Origin of the sequence: Mesorhizobium sp. C264A, assembly GCF_040324515.1 — a bacterium.
GTDB lineage: Bacteria > Pseudomonadota > Alphaproteobacteria > Rhizobiales > Rhizobiaceae > Mesorhizobium.
Genome location: NZ_JAMYVY010000002.1, coordinates 974,136 through 995,644, shown reverse-complemented (window position 1 = coordinate 995,644; position 21,509 = coordinate 974,136). Strand labels below are relative to the sequence as shown.

The following is a 21,509-nucleotide window of genomic DNA, read 5'->3' as shown; positions in this document are numbered from 1 at the left end:
GATGGCACGTGCAGTCACCACCCAACACAAGGTCATTGCGACAGGCGCCGCCTGGATCGTCGCGCTGCTGATCTTCTTCCCGATCCTCTACACGATCATCACCTCGTTCAAGTCGGAGCAGGAGGCCATCCAGGGCTTCGCGCTGATCCCGTCGGGGACGTTCGAGAGCTATACCGAGGTCCAGGCGCAGAGCGGCTACTTCAAGTTCTTCTTCAACTCGGTGCTGCTCTCGGTCGGCTCGACCATCCTGGCCCTGATAGTCGCGGTTCCGGCCGCCTGGTCGATGGCCTTCTCGCCGGGCAAGTGGACCAAGGACATCCTGATGTGGATGCTCTCGACCAAGATGATGCCGGCGGTTGCCGTGCTATTCCCGATCTACCTCATCTTCCGCGATGCCGGACTGCTCGACAGCCGCATCGGCCTGATGATCATGCTGATGCTGATCAACCTGCCGATCGTGATCTGGATGCTCTACACCTACTTCCGCGAAATCCCCGGCGAAATCCTGGAGGCGGCACGCATGGACGGCGCCACCCTGTGGGGCGAGATCGTCTATGTGCTGACCCCCATGGCCGTGCCGGGCATCGCATCGACCATGCTGCTCAACATCATCCTGGCATGGAACGAAGCGTTCTGGACCATCCGCCTGACCACCACCGAGGCGGCGCCGCTGACGGCCTTCATCAGTTCGTTCTCAAGCCCGCAAGGCCTGTTCTGGGCCAAGCTTTCGGCGGCCTCGACGCTGGCCATCGCCCCCATCCTGATCATGGGCTGGTTCAGCCAGAAGCAGCTGGTGCGCGGCCTGACATTCGGCGCGGTAAAATAACGGACGTTGCCTGAAGCAATCCGGCCAAATAACCCCTCGGGGAGGAAACCATGGGAAACATCACGCTCAAGAACGTCTCCAAGCATTTCGGATCGACGGTCATCATTCCAGGCCTCGACCTGGTCATCGAGAATGGCGAGTTCGTCGTCTTCGTCGGGCCGTCGGGTTGCGGCAAGTCCACGCTGCTGCGCCTCATCGCCGGGCTCGAGGACACCAGCGGGGGCACCATCAACATCGATGGCCGTGACGTCACCGGCGAGGCGCCGGCCAAGCGCAAGCTGGCCATGGTATTCCAGTCCTATGCGCTCTATCCGCATATGACGGTGGCCAAGAACATCGGCTTCCCGCTGAAGATGGCGGGCGAGGATGTGGCGACGATCGACAGGAAGGTGAAGGACGCAGCCCGGGTCCTCAACCTCACCAACTATCTCGAACGCCGGCCCGGCCAGCTCTCCGGCGGCCAGCGGCAACGCGTCGCCATCGGCCGCGCCATCGTGCGCCAGCCCTCGGCATTCCTGTTCGACGAGCCGCTGTCCAACCTCGATGCCGCACTGCGCGGCACCATGCGGCTCGAAATCAGCGAGCTGCACCATCAGCTCAAGACGACGATGGTCTACGTCACCCACGACCAGATCGAAGCCATGACCATGGCCGACAAGATCGTCGTGCTTAACGCCGGCAACATCGAACAGGTCGGCTCGCCGATGGAACTCTACAAGTCGCCGAAGAACCTGTTCGTGGCGGGCTTCATCGGTTCGCCGAAAATGAACCTGATCGAAGGTGCGCCGGCGGCCAAATACAACGCCAAGACCATCGGCATTCGTCCTGAGCATATGGGGATATCGACCACAGCGGGTGACTGGAAAGCCCTTGTCGGCGTCGCCGAGCATCTGGGCTCCGACACCTTCCTGCATGTCCAGGCCGACGGCGTCGGTCCGCTGACGGTACGCGCCGATGGCGAACTGGCAGTACGCCACGGCGACACCATCTATTTGACGCCCGACAAGGTCCGCATGCATCGCTTCGGCCCCGACGGAAAGGCGCTGACGCAGTGAGACTGAAAGGCAAATCGGCGCTGATCACCGGATCCGCGCGCGGCATCGGCAGGGCTTTTGCCGAAGCCTATACGCGCGAGGGTGCCACGGTGGCCATTGCCGATATCAATCTGGCGGCTGCCGAAAAGACGGCCGCCGAGATTGGCGCCAACTCCTATCCGGTCAGGCTCGACGTCAGCGACCTTGCTTCGATCCATGCGGCGGTCAATGCGGTCGAAACAAAGACCGGCGGCCTCGACATACTGATCAACAACGCTGCCTTGTTCGACCTGGCGCCGATCGTCGAGATCACCAAAGCAAGCTACGACAAATTGTTCTCCGTCAACGTCGCCGGCACCTTGTTCATGCTGCAGGCAGCGGCGCGTTCGATGATCGCAAGGGGCAAGGGCGGCAAGATCATCAACATCGCCAGCCAGGCAGGACGGCGCGGCGAGCCGCTGGTCGCCGTCTATTGCGCCACCAAGGCCGCGGTGATTTCGCTGACCCAGTCCGCCGGGCTCGATCTGATCAAGCACCGCATCAACGTCAATGGCATCGCGCCCGGCGTCGTCGACAGCGATATGTGGGATGAGGTCGATGCGCTGTTTGCCAAATATGAGAACCGGCCGAAGGGCGAGAAGAAGCGGCTGGTCGGCGAGGGCGTGCCCTATGGCCGCATGGGCAAGCCGGAGGACCTGACCGGCATGGCGGTCTTCCTGGCCAGCGACGACGCCGAATACATCGTCGCCCAGACCTACAATGTCGATGGCGGCCAATGGATGAGTTGATGGGCCGGGATCACGAAGGCCGCAGCCCGGCCAAAAGGGTAGAAAAATGACCGTGAAACTCTCCTCCTCGATCCTCTCGGAACTCCCCGCCAAGGTCGCCGGTCCCAGATATGATCGCTCCAGGCTCAAACCCGGTATCGTCCATTTCGGCGTCGGCAATTTCCATCGGTCGCATCAGGCGGTCTACCTCGACGATCTCTTCAATGCAGGCATCGGCCATGACTGGGCGCTGGTCGGCGCCGGGGTCTTCGAGGGCGAAAAAATCGGTCGTTCCAAGCTGCAGGAGCAGGACTGGCTGACCACCGTGGTCGAGCAGGATTCCGACCATATGAGCGCCCGCGTCACCGGCGTCATGATCGATTTCCTGACGCCCGGCGATGCGGATGCGATCATCGACCAGCTCGCCGATCCGGCGATCAAGATCGTCTCGCTGACCATCACCGAAGGCGGGTATTTCATCGATCCGGCCTCCGGAAAGTTCAACCCGACCCATCCTGATATCGTTGCCGACGCGCAGGCAGGTACGACGCCGAAGACGGTGTTCGGCCTCATCCTGGCCGGGCTGATGCGCCGCCGGGCCGACGGCATCGTGCCGTTCACCGTCATGTCCTGCGACAACATCCCTCACAATGGCCATGTCACCTCGGATGGCGTCATCGGCCTCGCCCGGCTGATCGACGAGGATCTGGCAAACTGGGTCAGCGACAATGTCGCCTTTCCCAACGGCATGGTCGACCGCATCACCCCCGCCACCTCCGACCGCGAGCGCGGCATTCTCGCCACCGAGTTCGGCCTCGAGGACAACTGGCCGGTGTTCTGCGAGCCGTTCAAGCAATGGGTGCTGGAAGACCGTTTCACCGACGGCCGCCCGCCGCTGGAAAAGGTCGGTGTGCAATTCGTGAGGGATGTCGCGCCCTATGAGCTGATGAAGATCCGCATCCTCAATGGCGGTCATGCCACGATCGCTTATCCCGCAGGGTTGATGGACATCCATTTCGTCCATGAGGCGATGCAGGAGCCGCTGGTGCGCGGCTTCCTCGCCAAGCTCGAGCATGACGAGATCATCCCGACGGTGCCGCCGGTGCCGGACACCGTGCTGGAGGATTATTACCAGCTCATCGAGCACCGCTTTTCCAACCCGAAGATCGGCGACACCATCCGCCGGCTTTGCCTCGACGGTTCCAACCGGCAGCCGAAATTCATCATCCCGACCATCGCCGACCGGCTGAAAGCCGGGAAGAGCGTTGCGGGTCTCGCGCTGGAATCGGCGCTGTGGTGCCGCTATTGCTTCGGCACCACCGACAGCGGCGCCGACATCGAAGCCAACGATCCCAGCTGGGACCGGCTGCAGGCAACCGCCAAGGCGGCGAAGGATGCGCCCGGCGCCTGGCTTGCGATGGAGGACATCTATGGCGATGTCGGCCGCTCGGCGGCGTTCGCCGAGGCCTTTGCCCATGCGCTCAACGTCTTGTGGGCGAATGGCACGCGCGCGACGCTGACGCGCTACATCTCCGGCAAGCTCTGACGCCAGCCGCAATGACGCCCGAACTGGTCATCTTCGACTGTGACGGCGTGCTGGTCGACAGCGAGGCGCTGTCGGTTTCGGCTCTGCTCGGCATGATCTCTGCCGCCGGGGGCTCGGTCAGCGAGGATGCGGCCTACGAGCATTTCCTCGGCAAGAGCATGAAGAGCGTGCGCGAGATACTTCTTCGCGATTTCACCATCGACATCACCGACGTGCACCTGACCGATATGCGCGTCGAGCTGATGCGCAAATTCCGCGAGGAGCTGAAGCCGATTCCCGGCATCAGCGACATCCTGCCGAGGCTGGGCGTGCCCTGCTGCGTCGCTTCCTCCGGCACGCTCGACCGCATTCGCTATGCGCTCGACGTTACCGGCCTGCTCGGCCTGCTCGAGCCCCATCTGTTCAGCGCTGCCATGGTCGCGCGCGGCAAGCCGGCGCCGGATCTTTTTCTCCATGCCGCCGCTGCTATGCGCGCGCATCCCGGTAATTGCATCGTAATCGAGGACAGCCCTGCCGGCATCGCGGCGGCGCGTGCGGCCGGTATGCGCGTCTTTGCTTTCACCGGCGGTTCGCACGCCGGCAACCCGGCCTTGAAAGCGCGGCTTGCGTCGAGTGAACCGGACTTTATATTCGCGGACATGCTGCAATTGCCCGATCTGATTGCAGGCTAGAGCATGATGCCGAAAAGTGTGAAGCGGTTTTCGGACGACATCATGCTCTACTTCTTTGATTTAGAGACGGATTCAGATTTCAGGTCGAACAGACCTGAAATCATCCGGCTCTAGGGAGCGAGAGTAAAAGCATCTTGACGAAAAGCTTCGTTTGCGCGGTCGATGTCGGCACCGGGAGCGCCCGCGCGGGCATTCTCGACACGTCAGGCACCTTGCTCGGCCGCGCCGAGCATCCGATCGTCATGAACCAGCCGCAGGCCGATCACGCCGAGCACAATTCGCAGGATATCTGGTCGGCTGTGTGCATCGCGGTGCGTGCCGCGCGCGAAAAGGCCGGTGTGTCAGCCGACGATATTGTCGGCATGTCGTTCGACGCCACCTGCTCGCTGGTGGTGCTGGACAGGAATGCCGGCCAGCTCAGCGTCTCGGTGACGGGCGAACGGCGCTGGGACACCATCGTCTGGCTCGACCATCGCGCCATCGCCGAGGCAGATGAATGCACCGATAGCGGCCACGCCGTACTCGACTATATCGGTGGCGTCATGTCGCCGGAAATGGCGACGCCGAAGCTGATGTGGCTGAAGCGCAATCTGCCGGGAACTTGGCATGAAGCCGGCTACCTATTCGACCTCACCGATTTCCTGACCTGGAAGGCGACCGGGTCGCTGGCGCGCTCGCAATGCACGCTGACCGCCAAATGGACCTATCTGGCGCATGAGGAAACCGGCTGGCGCCGTGACTTCTTCGACAGGGTCGGGCTTGGCGATCTGTTCGAACACGGCAGCCTGCCGGAGAAGGCAAGTGCTGTCGGCGCAGACATCGGCACGCTCACCCCTGAAGCGGCGGCGGAGTTGGGCTTGAGCGAAAACTGTCGGGTCGGCGCCGGCGTCATCGATGCCTATGCCGGCGCGCTTGGCGTGCTCGGCGGCTTTGCTGGCGACGAGCAGAATATCGGCCGCCATCTGGCATTGATCGCCGGCACCTCGTCCTGCGTCATGGCGATGTCGCCCGACCCGCAGCCTTTCGCCGGCGTCTGGGGTCCATACTATGGCGCCGCACTGCCAAAACTCTGGCTGTCGGAAGGCGGCCAGTCGGCGACCGGTGCGCTGCTCGACCATATCATCCGCTGGCACGGCGCCGGCGGCGAGCCGGACGCGGCCATGCATGCAAAAATCGCCAGGCGCGTCGCCGAACTGCGCAGCACCGAAGGTGACAAGCTGGCGGCAAGGCTGCATGTGCTGCCGGATTTCCATGGCAACCGCTCGCCGCTTGCCGATCCGCATGCGGTCGGTGTGGTCAGCGGGCTGACGCTGGATTCCTCCTTCGACAGTCTGTGCAAGCTGTATTGGCGCACCGCCGTCGGCATCGCGCTCGGCGTGCGCCATGTGCTGGAGGCGCTGAACGAGAACGGCTATCTCATAGACACGCTGCATGTCACCGGCGGCCACACCAAGAACCCGTTGCTGATGGAGCTCTATGCCGACGCCACCGGCTGCGCGGTGATCGAGCCGCTGGCCGACGAAGCCGTTCTGCTCGGCACCGGCATGGTCGCCGCCACTGCCGCTGGCCTGTTCCCGGACCTGAATGCCGCCTGCGTCGCCATGCAGCAAGGCGGCAGGGCGCGCACCTCGAACCCGACCGCGTCAGGCCGCTTCGACCGCGACTACAGGATCTTCCTCGAAATGCACCGCCAGCGGCAGGCGCTCGACGCCATCAACTAGAGCAATTCCAGGAAAAGCGTGAAACGGTTTTCCGTCCGGAATTGCGTACCAAATCTAGGCCTCCTCTCGCCGGCGCAAGGATGCGCCGGTCGCCGCGTCGAACAGATGCACGCTCTCCTCCTCGAATGTGTAGCGCACAGGCGCGCGCAACGCCGGGCATTCGCGGGCCGATACCAACGCGCCGACCTCCTTGCCGCCGCAGGCGAACGTCACCAGCGCGTCATTGCCGTGGAACTCGATGAGGTCGGCGGTGCCTTGCAGAAGATTGATGCTCTGAGCACCGGCGGTCTTCAGGTCCGGCGGTCGGATTCCAAGCACGGCGCGATGGACGCCGCGCAGATCGAAGCCCAGGCCTTCTATGAAGAAGGTCGAGCCGCCGCCTGTCAGCGTCCAGCGTTCGTCCTTCCGCCCGACGGCCACGTCGATGAAATTCATGTTCGGCGTACCGATGAAGCCGGCGACGAACAGATTGCCCGGCTGGCGATAGATCTCGGCCGGCGAGCCGATCTGTTCGATGACGCCATCCCTGAGCAGCACGATCCGGTCGGCCAGCGTCATCGCTTCGAGCTGGTCGTGGGTGACATAGACGGTAGTGGTCTTCAGCGACTGGTGCAGGCGGGCGATTTCGACCCGCATATGGTTGCGAAGTTTGGCGTCGAGATTCGACAGCGGCTCGTCGAACAGGAACACTTTCGGCGTCTTGATCATGGCGCGCGCAATCGCCACGCGCTGCTGCTGGCCGCCGGAAAGTTCGGTCGGCTTGCGGGCGAGGTAAGGTTCGAGGCCGAGCGTCGTTGCCACCGCCTCGACCCGCTTCCGGATCTCGGCCGGGGGCACTTTCTGTCGCTTGAGCCCAAAGGCGATATTGTCGAAGATCGTCATATGCGGGTAGAGCGCATAGTTCTGGAAAACCATGGCAATGCCGCGCTCGCCGGGCTCGAGATCGTTGACCACTTTGCCGCCGATCGACACTTCCCCGCCGCTGATATCCTCCAGTCCGGCCAGCATCCTGAGCAAGGTCGACTTGCCGCAGCCGGACGGGCCGAGGAATACGACGAATTCGTGCTCCTCGATCGAGAGATTGAGGTCTCGGATGACGGTAGTGGCGCCGTAAGCCTTGTCGACATGGGAGCAAACGATCGCGGACATGGTCAGCCCTTCTCGCCGGTAAGAAGGATTTGCAGCTTGACGTCTTGCGGCTTGCCTTGCGCCGCCCGCTCGAAGGCCTCGATGCTGTCCGAGAAATCATAAGTGCCGGTGATCAGCGGCTTGAGGTCGACCTTCCCCGAGGCGATCAGCTGCAGCGCGCGGTCGAAGATGTTGGCGTAACGGAACACCGTCTCGATGCGCACTTCCTTGGAGATCGCCGCCGGAACGTTGAGGCTGACCGGTTCGACCGGCAGTCCGACCAGCACCACCGCGCCGCCCGGCCGCACGACATCGAACAGGTCGGAGAATGCCTTCGGGCTGCCGCTCGCCTCGAACACGATATCCGCGCCCCAATTGTCGGTCGCGGCGGAGACTGCGTCGACCAGCGATTGCTCACCTATATTGACCGGCACGATGCCGGGATATTGCGCGGCAATCTTGAGCTTGGGTGCGGAAAAATCGGAGATCAGCACCTTCGAGCAGCCGCCGGCCAGCGCCGCCAGCGCGATCATGATGCCGATCGGGCCGCAGCCGACGACGACGGCGACGTCGCCAGGCACGATGCGGGCGCGGCGCGCCGCCTGCATGCCGATGGCAAAGGGTTCGACCATCGCGCCTTCGGCGAAGGTGACATTGTCCGGCAGTCTGTAGGTGAAGGCGGCCGGGTGCACGGCATAGGGCGCCAGCACGCCATGCACAGGCGGCGTCGCCCAGAAGGAGACGTCAGGGTCGACATTGTAGATGCCGAGCCTGGTCGCGCGCGACGACAGGTTCGGCACGCCCGGCTCCATGCAGACGCGGTCGCCGACCTTCAGCGTGCCGACATTGGCGCCGATCTCGACGATCGTTCCCGCGGCTTCGTGGCCGAGCACCATCGGGGCCCGCACGACATAGCTGCCGATGGCGCCATGGGTGTAATAGTGCACGTCGCTGCCGCAGACGCCGACCGTGTGGATGGCGATCTTGACATCGCCCGGTCCGACGTCGAGCGGCAGCGCGATCTCGCGCAGCGACAGTTCGCCTTTTTTCTCAAGCACCAGTGCCCGCATAGGTAAGTCCTCGCATCAAGTCTTTTTTTGCCGGAAAACGGAATTCAGGAAGCCGCTGAGCACGCCGAGGAACAGCAGCGGCGGTAGCGACAACAGCACGACCGAGGCGTTGAGGATTCCCCACGGCACGTTCATGCCTTGCTGTGAAAGTTCGGAAGCGACGATCGGCAATGTCTTGGCGTTGGAACTGGACAGCATCAGCGCGATCAGGAATTCGTTCCACACCAGCACGAAGCTGAAGGCGACGGCGCCGATCAGCGAGCGCGCCGCTACCGGCAGCGCAATGCGCCAGAACACCGAGTAAGCGCCGTAGCCGTCGACGAAAGCGGCTTCCTCGATTTCCTTCGGCACGGCCTGGAAGGCGGGAATGGCGAGCCACATGATCACCGAGATGGTGAGCAGCGAATAGGTGACGATCAGCGCCGGCAAGGTGTCGTAGAGCCCGATCTGCAGCCAGATCACCATCAGCGGAATGGCGACCGCCACCGGGGGCAGGAAGCGCAGCGACAACACGAAGAACTGGATGTCGCCAGCGAAGCGATTGGGATAGCGCGCCACCGCATAGGCTGCCGGAAGGCCGAGCATGACGCCGATCAGCACGGCGACGCCGCAGGAAATGACCGAGTTATAGAGACCGGTCATGACGCTGTCGCGGCCGATGATGTAGCTGATATTGTCGAAGGTCGGGGTAAACACCAGGCGCGGCACGCGGGTGATGATGTCGACATTGTTCTTCAGCGAATTGACCGCCGTCCAGGCGAGCGGAAACACCGCCATGAAGCCGGCGAAGGCTAGGATGATCTTGCCGATGAGGCGGCCCGGTCTCATGCGATACGGCCTCATGCCTGCACCCGCTTCCACAGCATGGTGAAGGTGATGACAGTCGCGATCATCATCAGCACCGCCATGGCCGAGGCATAGGACACCTTGCCGGATTCGATGAAGCCTTGCGAGAAGGCGTACATGTCGAGCGTCTCGGTCGCCACGCCCGGCCCGCCGCGCGTCATCACATAAATCAGGTCGAAGGAGCGCAGCGATTCGATCATCTTGACGAACATCAGGCTGATCAGCGGCGCCTTCAGCATAGGCAAGGTCACATAGGCATGGATCTGCCAGCGTTTGGCGTGGTCGAGCCGCGCCGCTTCGATCGGCTGCGGCGGCAAGGTCTCCAGAAGCTTCAGCACGATGACCGCGAAGAACAGTCCCCACTGCCAGACATCGACCGAGGCGACGGCAAACAGGGCAATCGACGGCTTCGACAGCGGGTCGAAGATCAGCCCGCCGGTGATCAGCCTGTAGGGATAGGTGGCGATGCCGTAGAGCGGATGATAGGCAAACTTCCACACGAAGGCCGCCGAGACACGCGGCAACAGCACCGGGATGATGAACAGCAGGCAGTAGATGTTGCGCAGCCGCGGCGACGCTACTTCGAACATCAGCACGCCGAGCCCGATCGCCACCATCATCGTCGCCACCACGGTGACGATTTCCCACTTCACCGAAACCCAGACCGCGTTGAGGAAACGCCGGTCGGCGAACAGGTCGATGAAGTTCGACAGCCAGACCCAGGAATAGTCCGACGAGCTCAGCTCGCGGTTCTGCAGCGCAATGACGATGGCGTACAGCGTCGGCACCATCGACAGCACCAGAAGAATGGCGAGCGTCGGAACCAGAAACGTCACGGGCAGGGAAGAGCGTCGGCGCATTGCCTATCCTCGGGCTGTGCCTTTTTGGAGAGACCCGCGGCGCACAGGTCCCGGCATCCGGTCGAATGCCGTGGACCGCGCGCCGCGGGCGGGAGGATTACTTCTTCTTCACCAGCTCGTTGGCGTAGGCCTCGAGTTCGTCGAGGCCGCCCTTGACGTAGGTGCGCGTGCCGGTGACCAGCTCTTCCAGGATGATGCCCCAGCGGTCGCCGAGATCCGGCCAGCGCGGATCCTGCCAGAAGTTCACCGCCGTCACCTTGCCGGTATCGGCAAGCGCCTGGCCGAGATCGGCGCCATAGATGTCGGCGAACTCCTTGCTGGACAGCACGCTGGTGCGGTTGAGCTCGCCGAATTGGTGCGCGTCGAGCCGGCGCTTCTCGTTCTCCTTCGACGTCGCCCAGGCGATGAACAGGCCGGCGCATTGCTTCGCGGCGTCGTCGGCATTGGCCTTGGCGGCGATGGCGAGGCCGTGGCCGTAGCCGCCGCCGGTCAGTGGCGAGGGCGGCGGCAGGAAGCCGATCTTGCCGACCACTTGCGAGGTCTTCGGGTCGACCGCCATGCCCGACAGCGGCGTCGATTCGACCAAGATGGCAACCTGGCCCGACAGGAAGGCGCCGGTCGATTCGTCCCAGCTGCCGGTCTGCGTGCCGGGCGCTGAATCCTTGAACAGTTTAAGATAGGTCTCGGTCGCTTTGACCGCGGCCTCGGAGTTGAAAGCCGGCTTGTCACCGTCGAACCATTTTCCGCCATAGGCCTTGAAGAACGGCATCCAGCGCCAGACATTGGCGCCCGAGCCACGCGCGCCGCGCAGCGCGATGCCGTACATGCCCTTGTCGGGATCGGTCAGCTTCGGCACGTCGGCGATCAACTCGTCCAGCGACTTCGGCGGCTGGATGCCGGCGGCTTCCAGAATGTCCTTGCGGTAGACCATCAGGTCGCCGCCGCCGGTCAGCGGCGCGAACCACACCTTGCCGTCATAGGTGGCGACCTTCTGCCGGCCCGGGTCGAAATCGGCGTAGTCGTAGTCAGCCGGGTAATAGTCGGTGAGCGGCACGATCCATTTCGACGAGGCGAACAGCGCGACATTGGCTTCGTCGACATAGTAGACGTTGTAGTTGCCGACCGTGGACGCATCGGCGCGCGACTTTGCCCGGCGGTCGTTCTCGTTGAGATAGTCGATCTGGAAGCTGGCGCCGGCCAGTTTCTGGAACTCGTCCTTGGACGCTTCCAGCAGCGTCAGCCCGTCACGCGGTTGCGCCAGCACCTTGACCGGCGCCGAGCAGACCGGCGCCGCCAGCGCCATGGTCGAGAGGGTCGTGGTAAGCATGAAAGCTGCGCTTATGCTCGCAGCGAGCCGAATTGGTTTCATTGATTTTCTCCTCCAGGAACAGTCGCAGGAAGCGTAAGTCTTCGGTTGCGCGATCCTCGCCATCGCCCGAGCGACAAGCCACCCATCGCCAAAATGAGGAGTTGCTAAAGGCCGCGCTAGAAGCCCCGTTGCAGCAGACCTGTACTTTTATGCATTGTGCGCTGCAAAATCCGGCCCGCCTGCACGGCCTCTGTCACATGAGTACCGATGGAGTGAGGAAGGCCGGTTTTCAGGCGCGCATCGTCATCCGCTGCTTCGACAGCTTGCGGTAGGATGACGGCGTCATCCGGTGCTTGCGCAGGAAGGCGCGGTTGAAGTTGGAGATGTTCATGTAGCCGACCTGGAAGCAGATGTCGGTGATCGGAATATCGGTGTCCGCCAGCAGCTTGCAGGCTTGCCAGAGCCGGAGCTTGGCGATGTGGTCGCTGAAACTGTTACCGGTGTTTTTCTGGAAGAAGCGCGAAAACGTGCTTTCGCTCATCCCCGCCAGCTCCGCCGCCTCCGGCAGCTTCAGGTCCTCGGCGAAGTGCTGGAAGAGATAGGTCAGCGTGCGCTGGATGATGTCCAGCGAGGTTGCGTCGAGCGCGGGTGAGAAATCCGGCGAGGACAAAAGCTCGTATTCGTCTGTCCTGGCCAGCAGATCGACCAGTTCGAGGAAGAGGCAAAACCGGGCGAGCCCGTGCACGGTGCCCATCCGTTCCATCAGCGCAGCGCCGTCGAGCGCGGCGCGGCCATGGAAGACGATGCCGCGCAGCGATCGCTCCAGGAACGGTTCTAGTTCGCGCAGCTCAGGCAGCAGTCCCGCCGAGCCGCGCAGCCGCTGCGGATCGAATTGCAGCACGATGTCGCGTCCTTCGATCAGCTCGCCGGGTTGCACCGATGTCACCCAGTCATGCGGCAGCCCGCCGCCGACGATGCTCAGGTAGCCCGGCCCGAATTCGCCGATGTGATCGCCGACCAGCGCGACCCCGGAAGACTTCCTCAGGAGATGGATCTCGTATTCCGGATGAAAATTCCAGACATTGCGCTCCCAGGGATAGTCGTCGAGCCGCCACAGGAAACTGTCGCTCGCCTCGGTGACGATGTGCTCGAAAGCCGGCACCGTGCGAGGGATCGCGGCCGTGTTCTTTCTGCGCCTGAATGCCATCGTCTGCTCTCCGGGGCGTATGAGGAAGCGACTGGTTTCGGGCAATCCGTAGCAGTCTGTCGCCCGCAAGTGAACGATGTCTGCCTCAGCGATTTCAACGCCGGCTCTCGATGATCTCAATGAAGCGGGCGAACAGCCCGGCCTGGGATTTGATGCCGAGTTTGCGGTGGATGTTGCGGCGGTGAACCTTCACCGTTCCCGGCACGATGCGCATGGCTCTTGCGATCGACTCGGTGGAATGCCCCTGCAGCACCAGATCGACGACATGCTTTTCGCGCGGGGTCAGCGACAGGCTTTCCCAAATGTGGGCGCGGTCGAACTCGTTGACGGCGGCGATCGTCTCGCCCTGCTCCGCTTCGTCCTGCTCCTCGGCCGAAAGTGCGGGCCAGCGCAACCGGGCGAAGTTGATGACCGCCGGCGCCATGTCGCGCAGCAGCCTGGCATCGGCGGTGCCGAAGGGACCCGAGGCGTGCAATCGCATCAGCGACAGCACCAGGGCATCCTTGCCGGGCAGCGGCACGAAGAAGCCGACCTCCTCGGCCAGCCTTGTCTGGCTATAGTAGGTGCGAAAATACTCGCTGGCATAGAAGCGGTCGGGCGCCAGCTCGCGCATGCGCCAGAACCCCTCCTTGCGCTCCACCGCCGCGTGATGAAATGGGTCGAGCAGATAAGGTCCTTCCTGATAGAGCGTGACGAAGACATGGCTCTCGTCAGGCGAGAAGGTTTCGAACAGCAGCGGCGGTCGCGATGCGCCGCGATAGCCGAAGATAACGCAGTGGTCGAAGCTGACATGCTGGCTCAGCCAATCGACCATTGCCTGGCCGAACATTTCGCCGCTGGTCTCTCGCGTTGCCGCGACAAGGGCTGCGAGCCGGCTGTATTCGTCGCTGCGGGACGCACTCAACCTATACCCCCTCAAACGAGAAAATAGATCAGATATACCACCAGCGAGGTATATACTAGACGCCATTGGCTCTGGTAGCGTCCTGGAATAGCCCTGTTGCTGGAGCCAGCACTTTGACCGCAGTGCCCGACATCGAGTTTCGCGGCGTCACCAAGCGCTATGGCGCTGTGACCGCCGTCAGCGGCATCGATCTCGCTGTGCCGCCCTCCGCCTTTGTCGCCCTTCTCGGACCGTCCGGCTGCGGCAAGACCACATGCCTGCGCATGATCGGCGGCTTCGAGCAGCCGAGCGAAGGCCAGGTGTTCATCCGTGGCCGGGACATGGCCGGAACGCCGCCCTATCGTCGGCCGGTCAACATGGTGTTCCAGCAATACGCGCTGTTTCCGCATCTCGATGTCGAAGCCAATGTGTCCTACGGGTTGCGCCAGGCACGGCCGCGCCTGTCGTCGCAGGAAATCGGCCGGCGCGCCGGCGAGGCGCTCGAAATGGTGCGGCTCGCCGGCTATGGCCGCCGCAAGATCCACGAACTCTCCGGCGGCCAGCAGCAGCGCGTCGCGCTGGCGCGCGCACTGGTCAACAAGCCGGCCGTGCTGTTGCTCGACGAGCCGCTGGCAGCGCTCGACAAAAAGCTGCGCACCGACATGCAGATCGAGCTGCAGAACCTGCAGCGCGAGATCGGCATCACCTTCGTGCTGGTCACCCACGACCAGGAGGAGGCGCTGTCGATGAGCGACTTCGTCTGCGTCATGAACGGCGGCCGCATCGTACAGCTCGGGCAACCAAGCGAGATCTATGACGAGCCGGCCGACCTGTTCGTCGCCGACTTCGTCGGCAAGACCAATCTGTTGAGCGGCAAGGTTGCCGGGCATACAGGCGATCTTGTCAATGTGGCGCTGGCGGACGGAACCGTCATTGCCGCGCGCAAACGAACCGCCTTGCAGCAGGGCGAGACCGTTTCCGTCAGCCTGCGTCCTGAATCGCTAAGCCTCGGCGCCACCAAAGGCAGCCCTTTCAAGGGCATCGTGCGCAACCGGATCTTCCTGGGCTCGACGGCGGAATACGCCATCGAGGTGCAGGGCATCGGAACGCTGCTGGCCAAGGCCGACCATGTGATCGGCCATGGCAATCTCTTCAAGCCGGGTGAACCCGTCGCCATCGGCTTTGCCTCCGGGACGCCGCTGGCGTTTCCGGAGACCAAGAACAACGGGACCAACCAGAGGGTAGCAAAAAATGTCGAAATCATATCGTGACGGACTGCCGATTAGCTCTGAGAACTTCGTCGACCAGCTGATGCGCCTGAAGCGCGGCTCGATCGGCCGCCGCGATTTCCTCGGCCTCACCGGCCTGGGCATCGCAACCGCGGTGATGGCGCGCGAGCTCGGCATCATGCCGACGCCGGCCTTCGCCGCCGAAAACCTCGGCGACCGCATGTCGATCGCCACCTGGCCGAACTATCACGACCCGCAGACCTTCGAGAATTTCAAGAAGGACACCGGCGTCGCCGTCGAGGTCAACGTCTTCGGCTCCAATGAGGAGATGCTTGCCAAGCTGCAGGCCGGCGCCTCGGGCTGGAGCCTGTTCGTGCCGACCAACTACACGATCTCGACCTACAAGAAACTCGGCATCATCGATCCGCTCGACATGGCCAAGCTGCCGAATTTCGACAGCTCCCAGGAGGACCCGCGCTTCACCTCGGAAGGCACGATCGACGGCACGACCTACGCGGTGCCGAAGAACTGGGGCACCACGGGCTTTGCCGTCAACACCAAGAAGCTGGCCAAGCCGATGACGAGCTGGAAGGAGTTCTGGGACGTCGCCATGGCTGAGGGCGATGGCCGCACCATGGTCCACGACTACCAGCTGACCACAATCGGCAACGCGCTGAAATATCACGGCTATTCCTTCAACTCGCTGAAGCAGGACGAACTCGCCAAGGCCGAGGAGCTGCTGCTCAAGGTCAAGCCGCATCTGTTCGCGGTCTCGTCCGACTACCAGCCGGGCATGCGGGCGGGCGACGCCTGGATGACCATGTGCTGGACGAATGACGGCGCACAGCTGCATCGCGATATCCCGGAGATCGCCTATGTGCTGGGCAAGGAGGGCGGCGAAATCTGGACCGATTTCTACGCCATCCCGAAGGACGCGCCGAACAAGCCGGCCGGCTATGCCTTGCTCAACTATCTGATGACCCCTGAGGTCGCGGTGAAGGAGCATCTGGCCAACGGCGCGCCGTCGACCGACGCACGCGTCAACAAGCTGCTGCCCAAGGAAGTGCTGGACAATCCGATCCTCTATCCGGCGGCCGACCTGTTGACACCGCTGGAATTCGGTGCGGCGGCGACGCTGACCGATCCCGGCCGCGCCGAGCTGATGGCGCGCTTCAAGTCGGCTTGAGGCCGGCCTGACGCAAACGGAAACCGGTGGGCCTATGTCCGCCGGCATCGGGGCGGTTTCCATGCACGGCAACAGATTTCGGTATAACATCCTGACAGCGCTGCTGCTCGCTCCGGCTACAGCGTGGCTGGTGGTGTTTCTGGTGTTGCCGTTCGTCGCCATTGCCGTGTTCAGCGTCGGCGAGCGGGCGCCGGAGGGCGGCTACCAGGCCGCCTTCACGCTGGCGCAATATGCCAACCTCCCGGCGCGGGCGACAGCCTTCTGGAACACGATGATGCTGGCGCCGGTGGGCGCGCTTGCCTGCCTGCTCGTCGCCTACCCGGTTGCCTACTATCTCGCCCTGAAGGCGCCGCAACGCTGGCGGCTGATCCTGCTGGCGCTCGTCGTCATTCCCTTTTGGACCAGCCTTTTGATGCGCACCTACGCCTGGATGTACATTCTGGGCGGACGCGGCATTCCCGCACTGCTGGCCTTTGTCGGCATCGAGGATGTCAGGCTGATCAACACGCCGGGCGCCGTGCTGCTCGGCATTGTCTACGGCTATTTGCCCCTGATGATCCTGCCGATCTATGTCAGTCTCGAGCGGCTCGACCGAAGGCTGCTGGAAGCCTCCGCCGATCTCGGCGCGACCCCGCTCTCAACCTTTCTGGGGGTGACGCTGAAGCTGTCGCTGCCGGGCGTCATGACCGGCTTCTCGCTGGTCATGATCCTGCTGCTTGGCGAATACCTCATCCCGACGCTGCTTGGCGGCGGCAAGGTGTTCTTCATCGGCAATGCGCTGGTCGACCTGTTCCTGCAGTCGCGCAATTGGCCGTTCGGATCGGCCATCGCCATCACGCTGGTGGCGGTTTCGGTGGTGGTGCTGATCGCGGCAAACCGCATTTCGACACGGGTGTCGGGCGCCCGCAAGGTGGATCTGATCTGATGCGCGCCTTCGTCACAGCCGTCTTCGCCTTCCTCTATCTGCCGATCGCGTTGGTCGTGCTGTTTTCCTTCAACGCCGGCCGCCATGCCAGCGAGTTCACCGGCTTTTCGGTGCAGTGGTACGGCACGGCGCTGTCGAACCCGTTCCTGGTGGAGGCGTTGAAGAACAGCCTGTTCATCGCCACCACCAGCGCCCTTCTGGCGGCGGTGTGCGGCACGGCGGCGGCACTCGGCCTGGCGCGGGTCGGGCTCAGAACCCGCGCCGTCTTCGACGCGCTGATGGGTGCCGCGATCGTCGTTCCCGGCGTCGTCATCGGCATCTCGACGCTTGTCGCGCTGGTCCAGCTGTTTGGCGTGCTCAACCCGTTCCTCGCCTCGATCTGGCCAAACGACCAGCCGCCGCGCCTGTCGCTCGGCTATGGATCGATCATTGCCGCGCATGGCCTGTTTTCGATGGCGCTGGTGACGATGATCGTCGGCACGCGTCTCGCCAGCCTCGACCGCAACCTGGTCGAGGCCTCGAGCGATCTCTACGCCACGCCGCTGACGACGTTTCGCTCGATCGTGCTGCCGCAGATCATGCCGGCGGTGATCGCCGGCTTCCTGCTCGCCTTCACCTTCTCCTTCGACGATTTCATCGTCGCCTTCTTCGTCGCCGGCGCGCAGACGACGCTGCCGATCTATGTCTTCGCCTCGATCCGGCGCGGCGTGACGCCGGAAATCAACGCCATCGCCACCATCGTGCTCGTCGCCTCGGTTCTTCTGGTGGTGCTTGCCCAATGGCAGCTGCGCCAGCGCCAGCCGTCAAACTGAACAAGCCATCCAGCTGAAAGACAAATTCATGATCCTTAGAGACCGCATCGCCGTGGTGACGGGCGCCGGTTCCGGCATCGGCCGCGCCGGCGCCATGATCATGGCCAGGGAAGGCGCTGTGGTGGTCATTGCCGACCGGGATAAGACCAGCGGCGAGACGACAGCGGCGGACATCCGGGCAGTGGGCGGGCAGGCCGAGGCCGTTGTCACCGACGTCTCTGACGACGCCGCGGTCGGGCAGCTCATCACCGGCACGCTCGGCAAGTATGGCCGCATCGACGTTCTGCACAATCACGCCGGCATCCAGGTCGGCGGCACGCTGACCGAGGTCGAGGTCGATGGTATGGATGCGTCATGGCGCATCAATGTACGGGCGCAGTTTCTGGCCGCGCGGCTGGTCATGCCGGCAATGGTCGCGCAAGGCGGCGGCGTCATCCTCAACACGGCTTCGAATTCGGGCGTCTTCTACGACCGCGAGATGATCGCCTATGCCACGTCCAAACATGCCGTGGTGGCGATGACCAGGCAGATGTCGCTCGACTATGCCCGGCACAATGTGCGCGTCAACGCGCTCTGCCCCGGCTGGGTCGACACCCCCTTCAACGAGCCGTTCATCGCCCAAATGGGCGGCCGCGAGGCGATCGAGACCTATGTCCGCACCAAGATCCCGATGGGGCGCTGGGCGAGCGCCGAAGAGATCGCCGAAGCGATCCTGTTCCTCGTCTCCGACCGCTCATCCTTCATGACCGGCCAGGCGCTGGTGATCGACGGCGGCGAAAGCATCGGCTGATCCAAGGGCCGTCGGCAGGAATGGTTCCCGCCTCTGGCTCAATCGCCGGCTGCCCGTCCTCCCTTGCCTTCATGCCGCATTTCGTCCAATAGAACGACGCAAACGCTGCGAAACCGAAGGTTTTGCCGTTTGGAAGTGCGGCTTCCGGCCTCGTTGCCGACGCGCCGCAATCGGAAAGAGCAGGACAATGTCTGCGATCGAAGCCGGCGCTCGTGCGCCGGAAAATCTTTGGCGTCAGGAAATCAGGGCGACGCTGGCGCTGGCCTGGCCGATGGTGCTCACCAATCTCGGCCAGACCGCGATGACCGCCACCGACGTCATGATGATGGGGCGTCTGGGCGCGGACACGCTGGCCAGCGGCGCGCTCGGCGCCAACCTCTATTTCATGCCGCTGATCTTCGGCCTCGGCCTGATGCTGGCGACTTCGCCGATGATCGCCACCGAGCTTGGCCGCCGCCGCTATTCGGTGCGCGATTTGCGCCGTACCGTGCGCCAGGGCCTGTGGCTGGCGATCCTGATCTCGATCCCGATCTGGATCGTGCTGTGGCATGGCGAGGCCATTCTGCTGGCCATGGGCCAGGAGCCGGCGCTCGCCCACCAGGCCGGCATCTATCTGCGCTGGCTGGAATGGGCGGTGCTGCCTTTCTACGGCTATATCGTGCTGCGTTCCTTCATCTCGGCGCTGGAGCGGCCGGGCTGGGCGCTGATCATCGTCTTCGTCGCCGTCGCCTGCAACGCCTTCTTCAACTGGGTGTTCATGTTCGGCAATCTCGGCGTCACCTCGATGGGCATTGCCGGTTCGGGGCTGGCGACGACGCTGTCGAGCACGCTGATGTTCTGCGGCCTGGCAGCCGTGGTGATGCTGGAGAAGAAGTTCCGCCGCTACCGCCTGTTCGGCCGCTTTTGGCGCTCCGACTGGCCGCGTTTCAAGGGTCTGCTGCGGCTCGGCATGCCGATCGCCGGCATCCTCGCCTTCGAGGTGACGATCTTCAACGCGGCAGCCCTGCTGATGGGCCTGATCGATGCGGATTCGCTGGCCGCGCACGCCATCGCCATCCAGATCGCCTCGATCTCCTTCATGGTGCCGCTCGGCCTCAACCAGGCCGTCACCGTGCGCGTCGGGCTGGCCCATGGCGCAGGCAATCCGGCAGGCGTTTCGCGCGCCGGCTGGACCGCCTTCGTCATCGGCGTCTCGTCCATGGCGCTGATGGCGCTGGTGATGGTGCTGTGGCCGCATCTGTTGATCAGCGCCTTCATCGACATGGCCGCTCCGGCCAATGCCAGGATGATCGCGCTGGCCGTGTCGTTCCTGGCCTTTGCCGCGCTGTTCCAGATCTTTGACGGCGCGCAGGCCGTTGCCGCCGGCATGCTGCGCGGCCTGCACGACACCAAGGTGCCGATGATCTATGCCGCCATCGGCTATTGGGGCATCGGCCTGCCGCTCGGCGTGCTGCTCGCCTTCCATTTCGGCCTGCACGGCGTGGGCATCTGGATCGGCCTGGCGTCAGGTCTGGCCGTGGTGGCGGTGCTGCTCCTGGCGCGCTGGCTGCGGCGGGATCGGATAGCGCCACCGCTTGTCTTCATCCATTAATGGCGCACCAAGCGGTCCGCCAGCTGCCCGAAGCAGTCACTGCAGAGCAGATGTCTGGTGTCGCCTTTTGGACCGGAAGCGGCCGAACGCTTCGGGCGTGGGATCTTCAAAAGCGGACTCTCAGTTCGACGCGAGCATCGTTGCGAGTGAACGATCCCAGACTCTCGCTGCTTTTCAGAACCGGGTAGAACGCTCTGCCGGTTGGGGCGACTTCAAGCCGTGGCAAGAGCATTCCGGATTGGCCGGAAGTCGCGCCGCGGTCTCCAGCGCAACCCGCGAGGCTGTCATAGAGAGGCTCGGCAGCACGTGCTCCTGCAGCAATTTCTGGCGCTCGCGGTCCATATAGTCGTTGAAGCCGGCCGTGACGAACGCCAGGGGCACGAAACAGGCGCCGATCTCGCGCGATAAGGTGGCCTCAGGGGCGATCGAATGGTTGAGCACGTCCGCTCCCATGTTTCGATACGCCAGAGCTTCGGCGGGAGTTGTCAGTCGCGGCCCGTAGCAGTGGGCAGCCACCAACTGCTGCTCGATGCCATGGACGCGGCATTCGGCTGGCCAATGGCGCCGGGCGGTCTCGGCCAACAACGCCGCACATCTTGGACATACGATCTGCTTGCCCGAGCAGTCGAAGCTCTGGCGGCCAGGCAGAAGTGAAAACGGGGTCTGCGACAGTTCGATGATATCGGCGTTTACGACTATGTCGCCGGGCTGGATCGCCTTGTTGACGGCGCCAACGGTCGAGCAGGCCAGCACTTGCCTTACACCCGCTTTCATCAAGACCCAGAACGCGCGGCGATGACAGGAATGGTCGATATGGTCTCGGGGATTGCCGTGCGAATACATGCACAGGGCACGTTTCGTTTTGCCCTCGACGGTAATAGATGCATCGAATTCGAGCAGTTTCCAATTGTCGCTGGGACCGAAAGGGGTTTCGAAACTCATGTCTCGTTGCAAGGTGCGGACGCCATCGACTTCGACATCTTCCGGAAAGGCGAGACCCCAATTCGCCGAGCCGGTGATGATCGCCAACCCCACCTGGGGTATGTCCGTTGAATGATCCGCCAGATCGTCGGCTGCATGATGATTGTTGGGCATGTTTCCAATCTCG

The 21,509-nt window shown here is 63.4% G+C and carries 20 protein-coding genes; 12 read left to right on the top strand and 8 right to left on the bottom strand.

What is annotated here, in order from left to right:
• The first annotated feature begins 1 nt into the window (after position 1).
• The 6 genes from NKL04_RS23730 to NKL04_RS23705 all read left to right on the top strand — a co-directional run bounded on the left by NKL04_RS23730 (position 2) and on the right by NKL04_RS23705 (position 6,565).
• Entirely contained in the window at positions 2-826 is an 825-nt protein-coding gene (locus NKL04_RS23730) for a carbohydrate ABC transporter permease (RefSeq protein WP_023671250.1), read from the top strand.
• Between the two features lie 50 nt (positions 827-876).
• Entirely contained in the window at positions 877-1,881 is a 1,005-nt protein-coding gene (locus NKL04_RS23725; protein WP_023700460.1) for an ABC transporter ATP-binding protein, read from the top strand.
• Positions 1,878-2,648, top strand: coding sequence for an L-iditol 2-dehydrogenase (locus tag NKL04_RS23720; protein WP_023700459.1), 771 nt, complete (start codon positions 1,878-1,880; stop codon positions 2,646-2,648). Before NKL04_RS23725 ends, NKL04_RS23720 begins: the two co-directional genes overlap by 4 nt.
• A gap of 46 nt (positions 2,649-2,694) precedes the next feature.
• Entirely contained in the window at positions 2,695-4,173 is a 1,479-nt protein-coding gene (locus NKL04_RS23715) for a mannitol dehydrogenase family protein (RefSeq protein ID WP_023689169.1), read from the top strand.
• An 11-nt stretch (positions 4,174-4,184) separates the two neighbouring features.
• Positions 4,185-4,844: an HAD family hydrolase gene (locus NKL04_RS23710; RefSeq protein WP_023683588.1), complete on the top strand. Its 660-nt coding sequence runs from the start codon at positions 4,185-4,187 to the stop codon at positions 4,842-4,844.
• Positions 4,845-4,978: 134 nt separating this feature from the next.
• Positions 4,979-6,565, top strand: coding sequence for an FGGY-family carbohydrate kinase (locus tag NKL04_RS23705; RefSeq protein ID WP_023700458.1), 1,587 nt, complete (start codon positions 4,979-4,981; stop codon positions 6,563-6,565).
• A 54-nt stretch (positions 6,566-6,619) separates the two neighbouring features.
• Here the strand turns inward: NKL04_RS23705 and NKL04_RS23700 are convergent, their stop codons facing one another.
• The 7 genes from NKL04_RS23700 to NKL04_RS23670 all read right to left on the bottom strand — a co-directional run bounded on the left by NKL04_RS23700 (position 6,620) and on the right by NKL04_RS23670 (position 13,889).
• Complete coding sequence (locus NKL04_RS23700) at positions 6,620-7,714, bottom strand: ABC transporter ATP-binding protein (protein ID WP_023700457.1); 1,095 nt, start codon at positions 7,712-7,714, stop codon at positions 6,620-6,622.
• Positions 7,715-7,716: 2 nt separating this feature from the next.
• Positions 7,717-8,763 (bottom strand): NAD(P)-dependent alcohol dehydrogenase, encoded by a 1,047-nt coding sequence (locus NKL04_RS23695; RefSeq protein ID WP_023700456.1) that lies wholly within the window; start codon positions 8,761-8,763, stop codon positions 7,717-7,719.
• A gap of 15 nt (positions 8,764-8,778) precedes the next feature.
• Entirely contained in the window at positions 8,779-9,591 is an 813-nt protein-coding gene (locus NKL04_RS23690) for a carbohydrate ABC transporter permease (RefSeq protein ID WP_023671259.1), read from the bottom strand.
• Positions 9,592-9,602: 11 nt separating this feature from the next.
• Positions 9,603-10,469 (bottom strand): carbohydrate ABC transporter permease, encoded by an 867-nt coding sequence (locus NKL04_RS23685; protein WP_023700455.1) that lies wholly within the window; start codon positions 10,467-10,469, stop codon positions 9,603-9,605.
• Between the two features lie 97 nt (positions 10,470-10,566).
• Positions 10,567-11,838, bottom strand: a complete 1,272-nt coding sequence (locus tag NKL04_RS23680; protein WP_023700454.1) for an extracellular solute-binding protein — start codon at positions 11,836-11,838, stop codon at positions 10,567-10,569.
• A 229-nt stretch (positions 11,839-12,067) separates the two neighbouring features.
• Positions 12,068-12,985, bottom strand: a complete 918-nt coding sequence (locus NKL04_RS23675; protein WP_023671262.1) for an AraC family transcriptional regulator — start codon at positions 12,983-12,985, stop codon at positions 12,068-12,070.
• 94 nt (positions 12,986-13,079) lie between these two features.
• The gene (locus NKL04_RS23670; RefSeq protein ID WP_023700453.1) at positions 13,080-13,889 is read right to left on the bottom strand and encodes a helix-turn-helix transcriptional regulator; all 810 of its coding nucleotides are present in this window, start codon (positions 13,887-13,889) and stop codon (positions 13,080-13,082) included.
• 113 nt (positions 13,890-14,002) lie between these two features.
• On the opposite strand from NKL04_RS23670, the gene NKL04_RS23665 reads away from it, so the two are divergent.
• The 6 genes from NKL04_RS23665 (at position 14,003) to NKL04_RS23640 (ending at position 20,401) form a co-directional block, all read left to right on the top strand.
• Positions 14,003-15,139, top strand: a complete 1,137-nt coding sequence (locus NKL04_RS23665; protein WP_023700452.1) for an ABC transporter ATP-binding protein — start codon at positions 14,003-14,005, stop codon at positions 15,137-15,139.
• Positions 15,120-16,283 (top strand): ABC transporter substrate-binding protein, encoded by a 1,164-nt coding sequence (locus NKL04_RS23660; protein ID WP_352724462.1) that lies wholly within the window; start codon positions 15,120-15,122, stop codon positions 16,281-16,283. The genes NKL04_RS23665 and NKL04_RS23660 overlap by 20 nt, the downstream gene beginning before the upstream one ends.
• A 61-nt stretch (positions 16,284-16,344) precedes the next feature.
• Positions 16,345-17,208 (top strand): ABC transporter permease, encoded by an 864-nt coding sequence (locus NKL04_RS23655; protein WP_023700450.1) that lies wholly within the window; start codon positions 16,345-16,347, stop codon positions 17,206-17,208.
• The gene (locus NKL04_RS23650; RefSeq protein ID WP_023671267.1) at positions 17,208-18,020 is read left to right on the top strand and encodes an ABC transporter permease; all 813 of its coding nucleotides are present in this window, start codon (positions 17,208-17,210) and stop codon (positions 18,018-18,020) included. The genes NKL04_RS23655 and NKL04_RS23650 overlap by 1 nt, the downstream gene beginning before the upstream one ends.
• 28 nt (positions 18,021-18,048) lie before the next feature.
• A complete protein-coding gene (locus tag NKL04_RS23645; protein WP_023700449.1) occupies positions 18,049-18,810 on the top strand; it encodes an SDR family NAD(P)-dependent oxidoreductase in 762 nt (253 codons plus the stop codon).
• Positions 18,811-18,997: 187 nt separating this feature from the next.
• Entirely contained in the window at positions 18,998-20,401 is a 1,404-nt protein-coding gene (locus tag NKL04_RS23640) for an MATE family efflux transporter (RefSeq protein WP_023700448.1), read from the top strand.
• A 174-nt stretch (positions 20,402-20,575) separates the two neighbouring features.
• Here the strand turns inward: NKL04_RS23640 and NKL04_RS23635 are convergent, their stop codons facing one another.
• Positions 20,576-21,496 carry a phosphorylase family protein gene (locus NKL04_RS23635; RefSeq protein WP_023700447.1) on the bottom strand — a complete coding sequence of 307 codons (921 nt, stop codon included), beginning with the start codon at positions 21,494-21,496 and terminating at the stop codon, positions 20,576-20,578.
• Between the last annotated feature and the right edge of the window lie 13 nt (positions 21,497-21,509).

Bases quoted from the DNA above. Each gene is read 5' to 3' on its own strand.
- NKL04_RS23635 (WP_023700447.1), bottom strand. From the start codon at position 21,496: ATGCCCAACAATCATCATGCAGCCGACGATCTGGCGGATCATTCAACG.
- NKL04_RS23725 (WP_023700460.1), top strand. From the start codon at position 877: ATGGGAAACATCACGCTCAAGAACGTCTCCAAGCATTTCGGATCGACG.
- NKL04_RS23650 (WP_023671267.1), top strand. From the start codon at position 17,208: ATGCGCGCCTTCGTCACAGCCGTCTTCGCCTTCCTCTATCTGCCGATC.
- NKL04_RS23685 (WP_023700455.1), bottom strand. From the start codon at position 10,469: ATGCGCCGACGCTCTTCCCTGCCCGTGACGTTTCTGGTTCCGACGCTC.
- NKL04_RS23660 (WP_352724462.1), top strand. From the start codon at position 15,120: ATGTCGAAATCATATCGTGACGGACTGCCGATTAGCTCTGAGAACTTC.
- NKL04_RS23690 (WP_023671259.1), bottom strand. From the start codon at position 9,591: ATGAGACCGGGCCGCCTCATCGGCAAGATCATCCTAGCCTTCGCCGGC.
- NKL04_RS23730 (WP_023671250.1), top strand. From the start codon at position 2: ATGGCACGTGCAGTCACCACCCAACACAAGGTCATTGCGACAGGCGCC.
- NKL04_RS23715 (WP_023689169.1), top strand. From the start codon at position 2,695: ATGACCGTGAAACTCTCCTCCTCGATCCTCTCGGAACTCCCCGCCAAG.
- NKL04_RS23710 (WP_023683588.1), top strand. From the start codon at position 4,185: ATGACGCCCGAACTGGTCATCTTCGACTGTGACGGCGTGCTGGTCGAC.
- NKL04_RS23640 (WP_023700448.1), top strand. From the start codon at position 18,998: ATGTCTGCGATCGAAGCCGGCGCTCGTGCGCCGGAAAATCTTTGGCGT.
- NKL04_RS23675 (WP_023671262.1), bottom strand. From the start codon at position 12,985: ATGGCATTCAGGCGCAGAAAGAACACGGCCGCGATCCCTCGCACGGTG.
- NKL04_RS23695 (WP_023700456.1), bottom strand. From the start codon at position 8,763: ATGCGGGCACTGGTGCTTGAGAAAAAAGGCGAACTGTCGCTGCGCGAG.
- NKL04_RS23700 (WP_023700457.1), bottom strand. From the start codon at position 7,714: ATGTCCGCGATCGTTTGCTCCCATGTCGACAAGGCTTACGGCGCCACT.
- NKL04_RS23645 (WP_023700449.1), top strand. From the start codon at position 18,049: ATGATCCTTAGAGACCGCATCGCCGTGGTGACGGGCGCCGGTTCCGGC.
- NKL04_RS23655 (WP_023700450.1), top strand. From the start codon at position 16,345: ATGCACGGCAACAGATTTCGGTATAACATCCTGACAGCGCTGCTGCTC.
- NKL04_RS23680 (WP_023700454.1), bottom strand. From the start codon at position 11,838: ATGAAACCAATTCGGCTCGCTGCGAGCATAAGCGCAGCTTTCATGCTT.